This window comes from Clostridium sp. AM22-11AC (assembly GCF_003473545.1).
Classification (GTDB): domain Bacteria; phylum Bacillota; class Clostridia; order Lachnospirales; family Lachnospiraceae; genus Enterocloster.
Window position 1 is genome coordinate 1 of record NZ_QUCM01000033.1, and the last position, 17,724, is coordinate 17,724.

The window sequence follows — 17,724 nt, forward strand, 5'->3', positions numbered from 1 at the left end:
AATTTGTATGTCTTGTATATCATCTATGATATTTTCACCATTGATGGTATAATGATAGCTGCTATTATTTTCATCTGGAGAAATATCCGCTTCTAATGTTTCTTCCTCAATGACCTCATTTCCGTTTTCATCCTGTGCAGAGTATTTTACAGTTGGAACATATCCTGCATCTGGAGTGATAGAAAAATAAAAATCAGTTCCGTACTTGACAAATGAATCAATGGAATTAGAACTGCCATGATCTGTAAGACCATTTATGGTTACGGTAGCAGCATTGATAAATTTTACGGAAACACTGCTTCCTACTACTTCTGTTTTAGAGGTTCCAAAGGATGTTGATAATTTTCTGCCAATACAGATCTTAATGCTTGGATTTGTTCCTTTAGAAATATAATCTTCCAGAGATCCATACTGAACATCTTTTCCTAATCTTTTTAATGTTTCACCATTAATATCTATCCAGTTTTTACTTTTATCACTGCGTTCGTAGTAATAAAACCACTGATCCGGTCTTTCCTCATCTTCGTCCAAAAGAGCATCGGCAAGAGCATCTTCAAGATCAAAAGCAGAGTCAGATTTTACTTTAACAGTTGCACCTTTCAGTCGGATATCTGGAAGTTCTAACAATTCGATTTCTTCGATTTTTTTCTTTTGAACTTTTTCTACTGGTACCGGCTGTTCAGGAGTCACTACAACATCGCTTTGTTCCGGATCTTTAACAGTGTCTTCATTTTTATCTGTATCAGACTGTTCCGGATCCTTGTTTTCATCTTCGTCTGTATCTTTTACTTCATCATCTTTTGCTTCATCGTCAGATCCTGAGTTTTTATCCTCATCTTCTGCTTCGGACTCTTTTTCATCTGTTTGGTCGGATCCGGTGGTATCTTTGTCTGTTCCTTCTTTATCAGGATCTCCGGCATCCTCTCCAGAATTTTCAGGATCATTCTTTTCTGACTGATCTGTATCTGCCTTGTTGGAGTCGTCCTTGGCATTGTTTTCCGTATTATTATCGCCTTCGGAGTCTCCTTTGTCAGGGTGATCGGTTTCGTCATCCTTGGTTTCAAAATCCAAGTTTTCCGCCTTATTATCATTTTCGGTGTCATTGTCAACCTGTACGGCTGTGTTATCAGCCAGGGCCGGAGTTACTGCATTGCCGGATGCCAATACAATTGCCATTCCCAGCGCACAATGCTTTTTCCATAACTTTTTCTTTCGCATACTATTCCCTCTCCTTTTTTGATTTTTTACCCAAAAAATACTATTTTTCACTCCGCTTCTATTGTATAAGATGTCGCTCTTTTTTTCAACAACAGATGTGGTAGAAAATAAGAGGTTCATAGATATTCACTTGAATTTATGTATAGAAATCAGCAAAATAATTAAGAATATTTGACTGATAAATGTATTAATGTATGATAATATATATATTTTGTATTAATACACATCTTTACATAATGATATATTTACACAAAATCTTATTTATACAATCAAAAAATGCCATATAATCAGTTAATTGCTGATTTTATCAGTCTTTATAAACATTGCGCAAAACTAAGGTTTTACGCAATATTAAAGCCGATTTTTCGAATATATGTTCTGATTTTAACTTATTTTTCTTGAATTTTCTTAATTGTGTATAATGTACACCTAATTATCTGACATTTATCCTGTGATAATTACGCTATAATCCCCTGTTTTTATCTATTATATCACGTTATACAAAGATATGTATAACATATCATTGTATAACAATGTTATACTATCAATTTGACGAAATCACTTCTCCTGTGATATACTATTTTTCAGGAGGATTTTAAAATATGAGAGACGAAAAAAGCGGAAAAGAAAGCAAACAGGTCAATTTCCGGATCGATCCAGACTCAGCGGAAGCATTTCGCTTGTTTTGTACCACCCATGGGATGAATCAGGCCCAGGGATTTGACCATCTTATACAGGTTTTGGAATTAAATAATGCCAAGGCGGCAACACCGGGGCGTGCTGTGGAGATTGAAAATTTTGAGCGGCTGTTAAAGGAGATCCTGTCGGCTTATATTGGCAGTATTGAATTAAGCAGCAATGCAGAGGCACGGGTGTTGGAGCGTTTTCAGTCGGACTTAAAACGTAAAGATAAAACCATTGATGAGTTGAGAGAAAAAATCGAGACAATAGCCGGAGAAAAAAATAACCAGGATGCTGCTCTCACTGCCTTAAAAGAGGAACAGGTCCGGACCAAAGAACAGGCTCAGCATGCCATAAGCCAGTTAGAGTCTGCAAAAAAAGCTACTGCGGATCAGGAAGAGATCAATCGTATCCTTCAGGAACAAAATCAGCAGCTTCAGGAGAAGGCCTCCAGGTATGACTCTCTTAAAAAATCCGATGATGCAAATAAAGAAGAAAATACAAAACTTCAGCTGCGGATCCGGGAATTGGAACAAATACTTTCCCACGAAACTGCTCTGCGAACAGATCTGGAAAATACTTCTAAACAGGCATCTGGGCGGATCCGGGAGTTAGAAAGCCAACAGATTGAATGCAGGATCCAGATTTCTGACTTACAACGACAGCTTGCAGATAAAGACAGTGATATAGAAAATCGGTTAAAACAGGCCAAAATGCAGGCGGATTTGGAACAGGAACGGGCGGTCATTGCAAAAGAACGGGAATTACAGGACGAACTTCGGAAAATGGACCGTGAAAATGTCAAATTGCGCACGGAATTAGAACAGACAAAGGCTGCTTTAGAACAGGAAATGAAAAAGAAATAAACAAGGGGTGATCGGATATGGAAGAATTACAATACCATGAACAGCGTGATCTGAAAAATAAAAAGAAACTGCAGGAACTGCTTGCTGCTCTCCCACCATTTTGCGCCGACTTCTTTCGAGGAATTGAACCTGCCACATCTTCCATGACAAGACTCTCCTACGCCTACGACATCAGCACATTTTTTGATTTTTTAAGAAAATTAAAGCCGGAACTTGAAAAATTGTCTGTAGAAAATATTTCCCTGGAACAGCTTTGCGCAGTTACGATCCAGGATCTTGAGCGTTATCTTGAATATTTAAAATACCGTCCTGATGATCCTGAACATAAGAATGTAAACAAAGAACAGGGGATCAAACGGAAGTTTTTTTCTTTGAAGAGCTTTTTCGGCTATTTTTATCGAACCGGACAGATTAAAACCAATCCTACCCTTTCTATGCAGGTTCCGAAGATCCGGGAAAAGGAGATCATCCGCTTAAATCAGGATGAGATAAAGACACTTTTAAAAGAGGCAGAAAGCGGTTCTGGGCTTTCTCAAAAGCAGAAGCAGTTTCATGAAAAAACCAAAGTACGGGATTGTGCTATTCTCGCCCTTATGCTTGGTACAGGGATCCGTGTATCAGAATGTGTCGGGTTAAATCTGGACGATCTGGATCTGGAAGAAAATGGGATCCATATCCACAGAAAAGGCGGAAAAGAGTCAACCGTTTACTTCAGTGACGAGGTGGCGCAATATTTAAAACGCTACTTTGAGGAGCGAACTGCACAAGATTTGGATCTCCAACAGGAACCTGCCCTTTTTCTGTCTCTGAGAAAACAGCGCATTGCTGTACGCAGTGTTGAATATCTTGTAAAAAAATACGCCGCTATTGCAACACCTAAAAAGAAAATCACACCCCACAAGTTAAGAAGCAGTTATGGATCTGCACTTTATGCAAAAACCAATGATATTTATCTGGTTGCTGATATTTTAGGACATAACGATGTTAATATTACAAGAAAATTCTATGCAGCCATTGAGGAGAACCGGAGAAAAAGCGTTAAAAATATTGATATTCTGTAAAATAACAGGCGGAGAAGATATTGCATCCTCTCCGCCCAAAATTATCTAAGTTCTTTATAATTTTGTATATACTTCATTTGCAATGATTTCTTCTAAATGATCTGTATCCCTGCTTTCTGCCATTAAACTGATCACTGTATTTTTATCCCGAAAGATCATGGTGTATTGACCATATTTTCCATTGGCCAGAAAACTGTTATAACGGCCGCCCCAGAATAAGTATCCATAACCATAAGAGTTTTTATTATTTTCCACCTGTTTTCTGGTACTCTCATGGATCCATTCCTTAGAAAGCAGCTTTTTTCCATTCCAACAGCCATTCTGCAAGTAGAACATTCCCAGTTTGTGAAGCTCGGAAACAGTCAGAAACAGTCCGCCCGCACCAAATGTATTTCCCTCAGGGTCTACCTCCCATATGGTTTTTCGTATTCCCAAAGGTTTTAAAAGCCGTGGAGTCAGATATGACAAAAGATCGCATCCTGCTCTTCGTTGAACCAGGATCCCAGCCAGATAAGGGCCAACGTTATTGTATACAAAATGGGTTCCCGGCTCATACACAAAGGGAATAGCAAGGGATGCTTTTACCCAGTTCTGTTCTTCCATTCTTGGACGCTGTTTGCCCATAAGAAAGCCTTTTTCCTGGCCTAAAGTCATGGTCAGAAGGTCTTTCACTGTGGCTTTCTTTAAATTTTCATCCGGGTTGTTTGGAATATCCTCCTTAAAAGCATCCATCAAACGTTCATCTAAGTCGATCAGACCTTCCTGAACTGCAAATCCCACAGCACAGGAAGTAAAACTTTTACTGGCAGAATAAATATTTCTCCGGCAGTCTTCGTCCCAGTATTTTTCATATACCGTGTCCTGTCCAATAGAAATTTTCATTCCAAGAACCCTTAAGTCTGCTGCTTTCTGTTCAAATTCTTTCAGATCTACCATATACTTTCCTTCCTATGCAAAATTATCGAAAAACCCTTCTGGGATTTCATAAGAAACCTCATAGCTGGTTCCCTTTAAAGGATCTCCGTCTTTATATTTCACCCATCCCGGGAATGTTGCCATAGGCATTTCACCGCCGGTCTTTTCGATTACTCCGTAGAGAGTTTCTTCTGGATATTTTTCTTCTGAGCACCAGGTATCCAGCCATTCCAGATAATCCATACGGATGCCGCTGCAATGGGTGGCAGAAGGCATGCAGTAAAATTTCATAAAACTGTCGGCCTTCTTTTGTCCGTATTTCTTTACCAGTTTCTGGTACTGATTGATGATCTGCCAGGGGCTGATAGACATATCATTCCAGCTGGTAAACAGGATCAGCTTTCCACCATGTGATACAAATTCATCAAAATCCATACTTACATCATACTGGCTGGAGGCTTCCATCAGCATATGATAAAGCTTTTCATCCGGCTTATAATAATCGTGATCGATCAATTTCCAGTTTTTATCTTTCGTTATAAAATATTTGAATACGCCATCTGAACGGTCTCCATGGTGTACGTTATACCTGGTGTCTAAGGGTTCTCTTGGAACAGGATCAGGACCAAGATCCATGATGCCGCCCTCTAAAGCACAGTATCCATGATACCTTTTCTCACCGTTTGGCATAGAATAATCCAGTTTAAAACCGTCCTCATACACCTGGATCGTCTGGATCTGGGCGTCTGTCAGATGATATTTCTCCTGGATTTTCCTGAGAAATACGTCCCGGTTCATACGTGCTGCATATATATTGGACACGATCCCATCTTTTACACCATCCAGTTCATCATACATCTCAATAGCATCATTACGGATTGCTTCTACTGTCTTTTCATCTATAAAGCCATCTGAAAACGGGTGTGTGTGTTCATCGTAACTATCATATACTGCCTTGGAAAGCAAAGCGCCCCACATACGCAGAAGGACAAAATTGGATACAGGATCTGCGCAGAATATCCCATCGTAATCTTTTCCATAGGAGCAGGCACACTCCAAAGCTTCTCTTCCACCTGCAGATCCACCGGCAAAATAAACTTTCTCCGCGTCGATCCCATAAGCTGCTTTTACAACCACATGCATAATGCCGTTCATTTTAATCAGATGATGCCGGATATAATTCTGAAGAGCCTCCTCATTTGCTGCAAAATCAGCAGACATAGGATCAGCAGACTGATGGCCGGAATCATCTCCAAATACGACATATCCATGTTCGATGGGACAATAATCAGACATCAGCATAGCACCTTCTAAAGAAGGAATCATTCCGTTATTGGCTCCGCCGCCGATCTGAACACTTCTTAAATTCCACTGGGTGGGAAGCAGGATCTTCCATTCGATACAGGGAGCCAAAGGATCCAGTGGTTCGATCACCCCCATAACTTCCAAATATGCAGTTCCACCCTCTTTTGACTTTTCACATACGCTGGTTATCCTTCCACCATTTGTCTTCTCTTTTAACAGTTCCGGCGGGATCACCATATCCCTTAAAATAGAACGGGCATCATCAACGATGGATACCCGTTTTAATAAGCTGATCTTTTCTTTCATTTTGTCCACTGCCTTCTTCATTGTTTAATCTCGATAAATATTTTTTGCGATTTCGATAATACGCTGAACAGGAACAGAAATGTATCCACCTACTCTGGTAACAATTACAAATTTCCAGGTAACCGGCTTGGAACAAATAGAAAAAACGTCTACATCCAGATTTTTTGGATATTGAAAATCAGATGCCAATGCAACACCAAAATCCTTTGAAACAAGTTCCCAGATGGTTTCAATGGAAGAAAACTCTATCTGTTTTGGATCCATGGAATGGTTTTTCAACACTTTGTCTGTTACATAACGTAGTCTGGATCCCTTATTTAACATAATAAACTTTTCATTTTCCATCTGCCGTATATCGATCCATGGATACCTGAAACCATACTTGGCGATCCCATGAAAATGTTTACTTTTAGGAGCGATCAGACAGATCTCCTCTGTGGAGATTTCCTCTACATGAAAATTACTGTCTTTTTCTAATTCCTCTGTTCCTGTCATCAATGCGACCTGGATCTCTCCGTTGCGAAGCATTTCTTCCAGTTTTACTGCTGTTTCCTGGTAAACATTCAAATCATATTCCGGATATTCTTTACTGAAGATCGGAAGAATTTCCGGTAATATTCTTTTTCCACGACCTGGCGTTGAACCAATATTCAGAGAACCCTTTTTCAGCATTTTGATATCTGCAATCTGGTTTCTAAAGTCCTGGTCCAGTTTTACGATCTGTTTTGCGTATTCCAAATACTGCTTTCCTGCATAAGTTGGGATCATTTTCTTTCCTATACGTTCAAAAAGCTGTACGCCATACATTTCTTCTGTTCTTGTAAGGAATTTACTGAGGGCTGGCTGGGAAATAAACAGATTTTCCGCTGCCTTGGCAACTCCCTGTACTTTCGCAATCTCGATGATATATCTCTGTTCTTTTAATTCGGACATTTGCAGCCATTTCCTCCTTATATGTAACCTTTTTATTGATTATAAAATTATTATAGAAGAAACGGCTGCAAATAAAAAGCATTTTTAAAATGGAATTGTACCAACCAGAATGGAGCCTGCAAAGCACAATGTGCAGATCAGCATTACCCATTTAAAGGTAAATTTCCAGTGATCCTTGAAATCGATACCTGCAAGTCCAAGTCCGATGTACATTGCTGCAGTACCTGGATTTACGAATACCTGTGGAACGAAGGTCATCAGATAGCTTGCTGCTGCCTGTACAGGTGTAATATGGTCTGCTGCGATAGACTGAAGCATTGGGACAATGGTATATGCACATGCTTCGTGGTTTAAACCAATGGCACTTAAAGGTCCCCATAAGAAGCCCATAACGGTATTAATATGTGCGGTTGCACTTCCCTCCAGAATACCGGATACTACTTCAACCATGGAGTCTTTCATCGGGCTGTTGTTTAACACACCGGTAAATACACCGGATGCAAATAATACGCTGACCATAGTCAGTACTGTTGGCGCATAAGATTTAAGACGTTCATTCTGGATTTTTGTGCCAGGATAATTTACGATCAGGGCAATTGCTGCTGCTACCATGAAGCAGAGGAATGTTGGAAGTCCTGATGCAAACATTGCAATAATAACGATTACGATCAATGCTACGTTAAACCAGAACAGCTGTGGTCTTAATAATGCTTTTTCTTCTTCGGTTTTATCTGCTTCACTAAATAAATCTGCAGTGTCAGCTCCTGCCTCAAGGCCGGCGCCTCTCTTCTTCTCCTGCCTTGCATAATATAATGCAATGGCAAAACAGCAGATCAGTCCGATCACCAGACCAGGAAGTTCAGCAACCAGAATATCAGTTGCAGAAATATTAAAACCAGCAGCCAGACGTCCGCAAGGTCCGCCCCATGGCAGGCAGTTCATAACACCTGCTGTAATAGAAACCAGGCACATCAGCACGATCGGTCTCATTTTCAGCCTTTTATAGATCATCAGGAACGGAGGGATTACGATCAGGAATGTGGTAGCGCCAGATCCGTCAGAATGTCCAACGATCGTTGCTAAAACAGTCAGAACACATACAGCTGTTACTGTTTTGGCTCCTAGCATCATCTTGCCTACGATCTTATCAAAAACACCTGCATCCATCATAACGCCAAAGAAAATAATTGCAAACGTGAACATGGCTGCATTACTGACCTGTCCTTTTAATCCGGATGTTACCCAGTCGGATAAATCTGCAAATGTCGGATGCATGATTACTGCAAAAATAATAGGAATTACAATCATTGGAATGGAAGGCGTGAACTTACCAGATACCAGAACCGCCGTTAAGATCAACATCATTGCAAAACCAAGGATTGCATAGGTTGTTACGCTCATAAAACTACCTCCACACTTTTTCATTTGCTACTATTTATTACAGGCCCGTAACTTTTATATACTCTATTATATACAAAGATAATCATAAGTAAAATATTTCATATTATTATATTTGCATAACATTATGTTATTATTTCTGCTTTTTTCGTCAAAAATTCACTTTTTGATCTCCTGAAATCTGGCATATTTTAATTCTGGTCTATAAAGTTATGATTTGTATAACTTTTGGTTTCTTATAATATAAAAATAACCCTGGAATTTTCTCCCAGGGTCAATAAAATTATATTCTGTATTGGTTATGGACTCAACAGCAATGTTAAAAAGTTATTTCGGCATGATCCAGAACTTCATTGCCGGATAGCTGAGTACTACCTGTACCACAATGTTGACTCCATTGGCCAGTGTGGGGATCAGCGCCTGTGGAAGTCCAAGGCTTTTAAAAAATGCCTGGCTGTAAGCGGGAAGTGCTGCAGATACAATGACTAAGACTACTGCAAGGCAGATATATCTTGGCACGGCTCTTGCAAACGCCGCATTGGAGCGGAATACAAAGTTTTTCTGCACATAGAAATTCACTGCCTGGGCTGCTGCTGTTGCCACAAGGAAGCTTAAAAATCCGCCCAGTCCCAGATCACTTTCTACCTGGGTATAATGGAAAACGAAAAACTGAAAGGGGATGTTTTCTAAAGATACAAACAGGAAACCGGTGCAGATCCACATTGCTATAAAATTCACAATAGTTGCCACATTGGATAATACATTAAATAAAATAAACTCCCAGACAGCTGGATGCTCATTGATCCAGTTTCTGATCCAACTCTTTCCTGCTATCATACCTGTTCCTCCTTTCCTTCCAGAAGTTTTTCGTACTTTCTGTTTTCTCTCTTATTATGAAAATAGCCTTTCACTACTTTTCTAAAACCAGAGCCCCATTTACCATTTACCATATCAACGATCCCATTTACCATTTCCATGCTTACGGCACCGCCTGTCATTTTTGCGATCCCGCGAAATGGCATGTTATAGATAAATAATACATTTAAGTCCGGTTTGCCTTTGTCCTCGCTCTTTTTCTTTTTATCGGCCAGTATACGGTAAACCAGACGGGCCAGACGGCTTTTGGCATAATACATCTGGCAGATAGCATCATTAAGTTCCAGTTCGCCCTGCCATTTACCGGAAGGCGCAGGATGCCCCAGAAGTGTCTCAAATTCTTCTGCCCCTACATTGTTGATCAGCCCGCTGTAATAGGACGGGAGTTTTTCTTTCTCATAAGGCATTTTACTTGTGGTTCCCGCTATCCATAGCTTTCCGGACAGACGGATATCTGCCACGCAGGCACCTACCATGATCAGATATTCGCCCTCTTCCACTTCCCAGCGTCCTGTTTTTACATTCCAGTAACGGAAAGTTTTATCATCAAATGGAATATGCACTGTTTTGCTCTCTCCGGCCTTTAAAAATACCTTCTGAAAGCCTTTTAATTCCTTTCCTGGGCGGAATACGGCAGAGTCCGGAAGTCCGATATAAAACTGGGCAACCTCTGCCCCGTCCCGTTCTCCAACATTTGTAACAGTAAACTGTACCCCATTTTCGTCTGCTTTCAGGGCTGAATAGGCAAACTCTGTATAAGAAAGTCCATATCCAAAGGGATACTGGAAGCGGACCAGGCTGGTATCATAATAGCGGTATCCTATAAAAGGTCCTTCCCGGTACTCTGATGTACGTTCTGAAGCAGGATAATACCGGAATGCAGGAGTATCCTCATACCGCAGAGGGTAGGCTTCAGCCAGGCGGCCGGAAGGATTTATTTTTCCTGTAAGGATATCCAGGATCGCACCGGCACCTGCTTCTCCGCCCAGATAGCCATGAAGAATCGCCTTTAAACAGTGCTGCCAAGGCATTTCAATACTGGATCCGGCACTTAAAATACCCACAATATTTTCATTTACCTTTACTAATTCATTTAACAGCCGGATCTGATTTTGTGGCAGGCGCATGTGTTCACGGTCTTTCCCCTCTGACTCGCTGATCTCATCAAGTCCAAAACAGTAAAGAACCACCTCTGCCCCGGCAGCTGCTTCCAAGGCTTCTTTTTCCAAAGCTGCATCCGGTTCCCCATCACGGGTATATCCATGAACCTTACTTACTACCTGCAGGTCATACTCATGGATCAGCTGGTCCATAGACTCTACTTCAAAAGGATTTACCATAGAAGAGCCGGCGCCCTGATAACGTGGAACAAAGGCAAAATCACCAATGAGAGCCACCTTTGTTTTTTCTTTTAATGGAAGGATATTTCCCTCATTCTTTAAAAGCACCGCACTTTCTGCTGCTGCCCTTTTTGCTAATGCATGGTGGGACTTTTGATCAAAATCTGTCTTTTTTGTTTCCTCTTTTTTGCTAAGATTTAGTACCGCATCTAAGACCTGATCTACACAGAGATCGAAAGCTTCCATGGAAAGACAGCCTTCTTTTACGGCTGTAACTAACTCCCTGGCGGAAGAAAGCCCCGGTGCCGGCATTTCCAGATCTGACTGGCACATGACCCCTTTTACATGGTCATTAGAACCACCCCAGTCAGTAACTACCAGTCCGTCAAAGCCCCATTCCTTTCGTAAAATGTCTACCAGAAGCTTTTTATTTTCATTGGCATATTCTTCATTTACCTCATTGTAGCTGGTCATAATGGCTTTGGCATGTCCCTCTTTTACTGCAATCTCAAAACCAGTCAGGTAGATCTCCCTAAGAGTCCGTTCATCTACCACTGCATCCATAGCCATGCGCCGCTCTTCCTGGCTGTTTACTGCAAAATGTTTGGGGCATGCATACACTCCCTGGCTCTGGATGCCCCGCACATAAGCAGCTGCCATTTTTCCTGCAAGATAAGGATCTTCGGAAAAATATTCAAAGTTTCTTCCGCAAAGAGGACTTCTTTTCATATTAAGCCCCGGTCCCAGTACGATATTGACATCCTGGGCTGCTGCCTCTTCTCCCAGTGCTTTTCCAATCTCTTCCCCAAGGTCCGGATCCCAGCTGTTAGCGATAGTCGCCGCTGTAGGAAAACAGGTTGCCTTTAAAGAGGCATTTAATCCCAAATGATCCCCGGCTCCTGCCTGTTTGCGGATGCCGTGAGGACCGTCAGAAAGGAAAATGGACGGGATCTTAAGGCGTGGAATGTCCCGGGTCTGCCATACTGTTTTGCCGCTTAAAAGAGCTGCCTTTTCCTCCGGTGTTAATTTTGAAAGTAATTCCTCATGCTTCATATCATTTCCTCTTTAATAACTGTATTTCTTTCATTTCCTGGCATTTATTTGCAGCACCTATTATATCAAACTAATTACCATATGACACTTTTTAAGCAAAAAAATAGAAAAATCTTCAAGGCGTGAATTAAAAAAGGTATTCCGCAGATCATTTTTCATGATCCCGGAATACCTTTTTACTTATCTGCCTTATCTGACAGAGACTACTATCCAATCAGACTCATTAAATGTCCCACAAATGCTCCTCCCGGTGTACCAATAATATTACCCAGAAGTGCCATAAGAATACCTACCGGAACTAAAGCACTACTGTATGCGCCTGCAAGTACAGGTGCAGTAGCAGTTCCACCAACGTTTGCTAAAGATGCAACGGCACAGGTAAAGATATCCATTTTGATCACCTTTGCAAGAATGACCATAACAGCTACATGGATCAGAAGGATCAGGAAGCCGGCTGCCAGCCACACAGGTGCATTACCCATAGCAGAAATATCTGCTCTGGAAGCGATCAGGGCAATCTCAACATAAAGGATGATATTAGATACCTCTTCTGTTCCTTTTAATTTTCCAAATGGAGTCATAGCCACCAGCAGGCCTACAGCAGTTACCAGAAGAACAGTCCAGGTTGCACTGTCAAAAACAGGCAGTGCATTTGCAACCATACTTCCTACATCCTTGGAAATAGCAGAAATGAAGAAAGATACTCCAACTAAAAGAAGCATGCTCTTCCATGTAAGAGGTTTGGTGTTCGCTTTTGCCTCCTCTTCCAGGGAAGCGCCAACTTCATTAATCAGACGTACATCTGCTTTGGTCCATGCGTTAAATTCCTTTGAAAAGTTAATGACCCACAGAAGGAACATAACATACATTACCGCACAAACAGAGTCGATTACCAGTGAATATGCCATGCTTTCCTCACTTACATCTAAAACCGCCTGTACAGCCAGCATATTTCCACTTCCGCCTAACCAGCTTCCACACAATGCCCCCAGCGCTTTCCAGCTGTCCGGACCTAACATTTTATGGAAAATAGCATAACTTACTATAAAACCAGTACAGATAGAAAGGCTGGCTGCAAAGAAACCAATAAGCATTTTCGGTCCTAATTTGATGATCTTCTTAAGATCACAACGCAGCAGCATTAAAAACAACATTGCATACAGCAGTGGGTTTTTTACTGCCTTATAAGTTGCAGCTGTATCTTCCAGGTTCCACATTTTCATAGTACATAAAAGCATCATACCTAAGTAGAGCAAAACAATAGGCGGTGCAAACTTAAAAAATTTCTGTGCGCCTTTTCCCTTCAGGTATACAGGAAGATTGACTAAAATCGCTGCAAGCAGCATCAAAGTGCCAAGATAGATAAAACCGTCATGAATCATTTGTAAACTCCCATTCTGCTGTCATCTTGTGACAGCCTCTTTTTCTCTTAGGAGCAAGTCAAAATAACCGGTTATGATTTTACTGCCCCTCCTTCTCCTTTTTATGTTCTGCCGGAATCTTCCTGTGCCCGATTTTGTGAGAAGAGACTCCGGGAAAACATTTTATAATACCGATATAAGAACTGGCTAAAAGGCAAAAAAAGGCCCAGAAGATTTTTCTGGACTTGTGAATTACACTTGAATTTTTGTAACTTCCCTACCCCTAACCACTTCTTTTGACTTTCTCCTCCCATATTATAGATTATAATTCACAGAAAGTCAATTTTAACGATTTCTCAAAAAGACTTCCTATAGCCTTCTTATAGGGATTTCCCAACAAGATTTACTTTAGAAAAAAATCCCCAAATACCTGCGAGAGTCATTCCCATAGTAATAAATTCTGCTGCCGGAAAAGCCAGCCATATACCTGTCATCCCCCAAACTGCAGACATAGTAAAGGCCGAAAGAAGGATCATAACAAAACCACGGGAAATGGAAGCTGTAAATGCCCATTTAACTGACTCTACCGCACTTAATATGCCTGTTCCTACTATATTGATACCGGCAAAAAAGAAACCAATAAAATACAACTTCAGACCAAATCTAGCCATAGCCGCCAGTTCTTCGTTATGTTCCTGGTTAAAAATACCAGCAATTGGTTCCGACCACAAATAGATCACTGCATATATACATACAGCCGTAACTGCTGCTGTCCTTAAACTAAGGCCTATTACTTTCTCTAAAGCCTTTTTATCTGCCTGTCCATAGAAACTGCTAAGCAGAGGCTGGGAGCCCTGGGATATGCCGTTAAACAGAGCTACTGCCACCAGAGAGATATTGGCTACTACACCATAGGCTGCAACACCGGTATTTCCAGCCAACCGCAATATGATCAAATTAAAAGCTGTAGTGATCACACCGGAAGATATCTCTCCTACAAAAGCAGAAACTCCCACCTGACAGGAAAAAATAAGCCTTTTTAACGATGGTATTACCGGCAAAAAAGATACGGTACACTTTTTTGAACGAAAATGCAGCTGACAGATTAAAATACCTACTACTGGTGAAAGAGCTGTTGCAAGGGCTGCTCCCGGCATATCCATACCAAATGGGAACATCAGAATATAGTCGAATACAATGTTAAACAGACTGCTAAACAGTGTAGCCATCATAGCGATCATAGGGCTTCCATCATTTCGTACAAAGGCATTACATATATGATTCCACATAAATAGTGGGGCAAATGTCATAAAAATGCGGGTATAGCTTCTTCCTGTTGCTATGATCTGTTCATCTCCACCCATAAGCCTGATCACCTGGTCTGGGTAGAAGATACCGGCTGCAATAAATATAAGACTGATGATACCGGCCCAGAGCAGTGCATGAAAGAAATAGCTTTCTGCCTCTGGATTTTTCTTATTTCTCTCTATCACAAAACGGATAGCAGAACCTACACCGATCATAGCTCCAATGGCAAAGATCAGATTATATACAGGAAGTACCAAATTTAATGCTGTAATACCATCAGCTCCTACTGCTTTTGATATAAAATAAGTATCTGCAAGAATATACAAGGACATACCCAGCATGCCTAACATATTCTGGGATACATAGCGGATAAACTGTTTTTTGATATCCATATAACTGCTTCTCCTCTTTTGCATTTTTTACACTGAATGGTATTATAGATGTTTTTTCTGATTCTGTAAATGACCATGGTATCAACAAACAAAAATACCGCAAAACAGGAAACATTTTACTGCCTGCTTTGCGGTAATAGATTTATATGCAGTTATTTACTTTAAAATAAGATTAAACTGCTGCCAGTGTCTTTCCTAATTCCTTACACTTAGCTAATGCATCATCATCTGGAGTTTCCTGGGTAATAATGCCTTCTCCGCATGCAACTTCTGCGCCTGCTGCCTTCATACGGTCTTCCCAGTCACGCATCCACTGTCCATCACCCCAGCCATAAGAGCCAAACAGACCGATGGTCTTTCCTGATGCAAATCCTTCTACCTCAGCTACGAATGGTTCCATCTCATCTTCTTCGATAACTTCAGCTCCCATTGCAGGGCATCCTAATGCAAATGCTTTTGCATCCTTCAGGTCAGCTGCAGATACTGCAGATACTTCAGCCAGTTTTGCTTTCTTTCCAGCTTCTTCAATTCCCTGTGCTACTGCCTGTGCCATAGCCTCTGTGTTGCCTGTCTGTGACCAGTAAACTACCATGATTTCGTCCATTTTTTTCTTCCTCCTATACTGCCATTAATTTACGTGAATGTAAATCATACAGCTCCATGATGTTTTTAACAGTCATTCCTGATGATACCATATGGATCACTTTTTCCCTTGCCTGATCGTATCCGGCAAATACCTTCCGGCATTCTTCCAGATTGGAATATACCTTCCAGTATCCGATATACAGCGGATTTTGTCCCCGGTTTTCAATAAAACCAATGACATCTTCCGGCGGATATCCAAGGAGTAATCCGATCTCATGAGGGAAATCACCTTTGCCTTCCATGTGAGCACGGTAGCGTTCTGATACGCGATAGAGGATCTTGGAAAGTATACATCCGCTGCATCCAAACTCTTCCATCAGCTTTTTCACCTTCTCTGTTCTTAAATAAGCTTCCAGTTTTTTCCGTACATATAAAAGAAAAGTAATACGGTCATCAGACTCATAAAGGACATAGCAGGAAACAGCACTGGAACGGAACAACCGCAATACTGCGCTGCGAAATCTCTTGTCTACAGTAAGAAGATTGGATATCTTACGTCCTGTAAGCAATGGTGCACACTGAAGTGCGATCTGGATCTCCAGTTCCTGCCTGTTTAAGCCAAGCATCAGATCAAGGGTTTCTTTACTCATAGGGTACCTCATTTACAACTGTTAAAATATAAAGTTAGTCTTAGCTAACATCCTTGTATATCGTATCAGATAAAATTGGAAAAAACAAGTAGTGTTACAGGTAACTTTTCTCAATTAAAACATTTCTCATTAAGCTCAGTATTCCCAATATGATGTTTTCAATGTACATTTTTCAGGAAAATTCAAAAACTTCCGTGATCTACTTATAATAAACGATTGTAAGAAACTGACCTTTATGAATCGTATCAGAGCGAAGGGAATTCATTCGTTTTAATTCCCTGATGTATTCTTCTGTAGACATACGGCTTCCCTTTTTGTACTGTCTGGCGATATTCCACAAATTATCCCCGTCTTTGATCTCGACGCTCTTATAATAGGGACTGACAGTCATAGGTTCCTCTTCTGCCATTGATGTAAGCATACTCCGTCCTGTGAGAATAGCAACAAACAGAAGCATAATAAAACACCCTGTTAAAAACCGTTTTCTTACTAATCTTCTTCTCCTCATAACGTTTCCTCCTACTCATTTGTATACTCGTCCAACACAGATACGAACATTTGTTCTCATCGTGCCTATACTATAACATCAGAACATATGTTTGTCAATGGCGTGAACGCAAAAAATCGAACAAAGGTTTGCATTTTTATCGAACATATGTTACTATAGTATCAGTAAAAGATTATTACAAAACAGAAGGGGGAACTTTCATGGCCCAGGATAAACTTACTGCGAAACAACAGGAAATTTTAGAATACATAAAGAATACGATCTTAAAGAAGGGATATCCACCAGCTGTCCGTGACATCTGCGAAGCTGTGAAATTAAAGTCCACTTCTTCTGTCCATTCTCATCTGTCAGCTCTGGAAGAAAAAGGATATATCCATCGTGATCCTACCAAGCCGAGAGCAATTGAGATCCTGGATGATACTTTTAATTTTAACCGGAAAGAAATGGTGAACATCCCTGTGATCGGTACGGTTGCAGCCGGAGAACCGATCCTTGCAGAGGAACATATCGAAAGTTATTTTCCGTTCCCGGCAGAGTCTCTTCCAAACGCAGAGACCTTTATGCTTCATGTAAAAGGTGAAAGTATGGTAAACGCAGGTATCCTTCCTGGGGATCAGCTGATCGTGGAACAGTGTCCAACTGCTGAAAATGGGGAGATCGTGGTTGCCCTTTTAGACGACTCCGCTACTGTAAAACGTTTCTTCAAGGAAAAAGACCACTACCGCCTGCAGCCTGAAAATGATACCATGGATCCTATTATCACAGATCATGTAGAGATCCTTGGCAAGGTTATTGGACTTATAAGAATGATGTAATGTGCGTATCCGCAAGTTTAACCTGACTTATAAAACATTTTTCACCAAAAAGCCACTGTACGGTTTCTAAAATCCGAAACTATACGGTGGCTTTTCTTACCATAAAAAATAGGCTTCGCCTATTCAACTCCCCTGCCCCTCAATCTTGAGGGG

15 protein-coding genes are annotated in these 17,724 nt (G+C 40.9%); 3 read left to right on the forward strand and 12 right to left on the reverse strand.

The features are described from left to right. The coding region (locus DW251_RS16770) for a hypothetical protein (protein WP_207663363.1) at positions 1 to 1,218 on the reverse strand (1,218 nt) is incomplete at its 3' end. Between the two features lie 602 nt (positions 1,219 to 1,820). On the opposite strand from DW251_RS16770, the gene DW251_RS16775 reads away from it, so the two are divergent. Both DW251_RS16775 and DW251_RS16780 read left to right on the forward strand, forming a co-directional pair. Continuing rightward, positions 1,821 to 2,765 (forward strand): hypothetical protein, encoded by a 945-nt coding sequence (locus DW251_RS16775; RefSeq protein WP_118301810.1) that lies wholly within the window; start codon positions 1,821 to 1,823, stop codon positions 2,763 to 2,765. A 17-nt stretch (positions 2,766 to 2,782) separates the two neighbouring features. Further along, entirely contained in the window at positions 2,783 to 3,826 is a 1,044-nt protein-coding gene (locus DW251_RS16780) for a tyrosine-type recombinase/integrase (RefSeq protein ID WP_021869409.1), read from the forward strand. Positions 3,827 to 3,880: 54 nt separating this feature from the next. Here the strand turns inward: DW251_RS16780 and DW251_RS16785 are convergent, their stop codons facing one another. From DW251_RS16785 to DW251_RS16835, 11 genes are all read right to left on the reverse strand, one after another. Next, a complete protein-coding gene (locus DW251_RS16785) occupies positions 3,881 to 4,762 on the reverse strand; it encodes a serine hydrolase (RefSeq protein ID WP_021869408.1) in 882 nt (293 codons plus the stop codon). A gap of 12 nt (positions 4,763 to 4,774) precedes the next feature. Further along, complete coding sequence (locus DW251_RS16790) at positions 4,775 to 6,352, reverse strand: tannase/feruloyl esterase family alpha/beta hydrolase (protein ID WP_021869407.1); 1,578 nt, start codon at positions 6,350 to 6,352, stop codon at positions 4,775 to 4,777. Between the two features lie 24 nt (positions 6,353 to 6,376). Beyond that, the gene (locus DW251_RS16795; RefSeq protein WP_118301812.1) at positions 6,377 to 7,285 is read right to left on the reverse strand and encodes a LysR family transcriptional regulator; all 909 of its coding nucleotides are present in this window, start codon (positions 7,283 to 7,285) and stop codon (positions 6,377 to 6,379) included. 84 nt (positions 7,286 to 7,369) lie between these two features. Further along, on the reverse strand, positions 7,370 to 8,686 hold the full coding sequence (locus DW251_RS16800; RefSeq protein WP_182433646.1) for an SLC13 family permease: 1,317 nt from the start codon (positions 8,684 to 8,686) through the stop codon (positions 7,370 to 7,372). A 324-nt stretch (positions 8,687 to 9,010) separates the two neighbouring features. Further along, complete coding sequence (locus tag DW251_RS16805) at positions 9,011 to 9,520, reverse strand: GtrA family protein (RefSeq protein ID WP_021869403.1); 510 nt, start codon at positions 9,518 to 9,520, stop codon at positions 9,011 to 9,013. Continuing rightward, positions 9,517 to 11,952, reverse strand: coding sequence for a glycoside hydrolase family 3 C-terminal domain-containing protein (locus DW251_RS16810; protein WP_118301814.1), 2,436 nt, complete (start codon positions 11,950 to 11,952; stop codon positions 9,517 to 9,519). Before DW251_RS16810 ends, DW251_RS16805 begins: the two co-directional genes overlap by 4 nt. Before the next feature lie 206 nt (positions 11,953 to 12,158). Next, positions 12,159 to 13,334, reverse strand: coding sequence for a DUF819 family protein (locus DW251_RS16815; RefSeq protein ID WP_021869401.1), 1,176 nt, complete (start codon positions 13,332 to 13,334; stop codon positions 12,159 to 12,161). 359 nt (positions 13,335 to 13,693) lie between these two features. Beyond that, positions 13,694 to 15,013: an MATE family efflux transporter gene (locus DW251_RS16820; protein ID WP_021869400.1), complete on the reverse strand. Its 1,320-nt coding sequence runs from the start codon at positions 15,011 to 15,013 to the stop codon at positions 13,694 to 13,696. A gap of 172 nt (positions 15,014 to 15,185) precedes the next feature. After that, positions 15,186 to 15,617: a flavodoxin gene (locus DW251_RS16825; RefSeq protein WP_118301815.1), complete on the reverse strand. Its 432-nt coding sequence runs from the start codon at positions 15,615 to 15,617 to the stop codon at positions 15,186 to 15,188. Between the two features lie 13 nt (positions 15,618 to 15,630). After that, positions 15,631 to 16,248, reverse strand: coding sequence for a DUF3793 family protein (locus tag DW251_RS16830; RefSeq protein ID WP_118301816.1), 618 nt, complete (start codon positions 16,246 to 16,248; stop codon positions 15,631 to 15,633). A 199-nt stretch (positions 16,249 to 16,447) separates the two neighbouring features. After that, positions 16,448 to 16,756, reverse strand: a complete 309-nt coding sequence (locus DW251_RS16835) for a LysM peptidoglycan-binding domain-containing protein (RefSeq protein ID WP_118301817.1) — start codon at positions 16,754 to 16,756, stop codon at positions 16,448 to 16,450. A gap of 200 nt (positions 16,757 to 16,956) precedes the next feature. Here DW251_RS16835 and lexA point away from each other — a divergent pair, with 200 nt between their 5' ends. After that, positions 16,957 to 17,571, forward strand: coding sequence for a transcriptional repressor LexA (gene lexA, locus DW251_RS16840; protein ID WP_021869730.1), 615 nt, complete (start codon positions 16,957 to 16,959; stop codon positions 17,569 to 17,571). Positions 17,572 to 17,724 lie beyond the last annotated feature (153 nt).

What these genes read in the sequence shown, in the direction of transcription:
- DW251_RS16775 (WP_118301810.1), top strand. Translation starts at nt 1,821, where the DNA reads ATGAGAGACGAAAAAAGCGGAAAAGAAAGCAAACAGGTCAATTTCCGG.
- DW251_RS16780 (WP_021869409.1), top strand. Translation starts at nt 2,783, where the DNA reads ATGGAAGAATTACAATACCATGAACAGCGTGATCTGAAAAATAAAAAG.
- DW251_RS16785 (WP_021869408.1), bottom strand. Translation starts at nt 4,762, where the DNA reads ATGGTAGATCTGAAAGAATTTGAACAGAAAGCAGCAGACTTAAGGGTT.
- DW251_RS16790 (WP_021869407.1), bottom strand. Translation starts at nt 6,352, where the DNA reads ATGAAAGAAAAGATCAGCTTATTAAAACGGGTATCCATCGTTGATGAT.
- DW251_RS16795 (WP_118301812.1), bottom strand. Translation starts at nt 7,285, where the DNA reads ATGTCCGAATTAAAAGAACAGAGATATATCATCGAGATTGCGAAAGTA.
- DW251_RS16800 (WP_182433646.1), bottom strand. Translation starts at nt 8,686, where the DNA reads ATGAGCGTAACAACCTATGCAATCCTTGGTTTTGCAATGATGTTGATC.
- DW251_RS16805 (WP_021869403.1), bottom strand. Translation starts at nt 9,520, where the DNA reads ATGATAGCAGGAAAGAGTTGGATCAGAAACTGGATCAATGAGCATCCA.
- DW251_RS16810 (WP_118301814.1), bottom strand. Translation starts at nt 11,952, where the DNA reads ATGAAGCATGAGGAATTACTTTCAAAATTAACACCGGAGGAAAAGGCA.
- DW251_RS16815 (WP_021869401.1), bottom strand. Translation starts at nt 13,334, where the DNA reads ATGATTCATGACGGTTTTATCTATCTTGGCACTTTGATGCTGCTTGCA.
- DW251_RS16820 (WP_021869400.1), bottom strand. Translation starts at nt 15,013, where the DNA reads ATGGATATCAAAAAACAGTTTATCCGCTATGTATCCCAGAATATGTTA.
- DW251_RS16825 (WP_118301815.1), bottom strand. Translation starts at nt 15,617, where the DNA reads ATGGACGAAATCATGGTAGTTTACTGGTCACAGACAGGCAACACAGAG.
- DW251_RS16830 (WP_118301816.1), bottom strand. Translation starts at nt 16,248, where the DNA reads ATGAGTAAAGAAACCCTTGATCTGATGCTTGGCTTAAACAGGCAGGAA.
- DW251_RS16835 (WP_118301817.1), bottom strand. Translation starts at nt 16,756, where the DNA reads ATGAGGAGAAGAAGATTAGTAAGAAAACGGTTTTTAACAGGGTGTTTT.
- lexA (WP_021869730.1), top strand. Translation starts at nt 16,957, where the DNA reads ATGGCCCAGGATAAACTTACTGCGAAACAACAGGAAATTTTAGAATAC.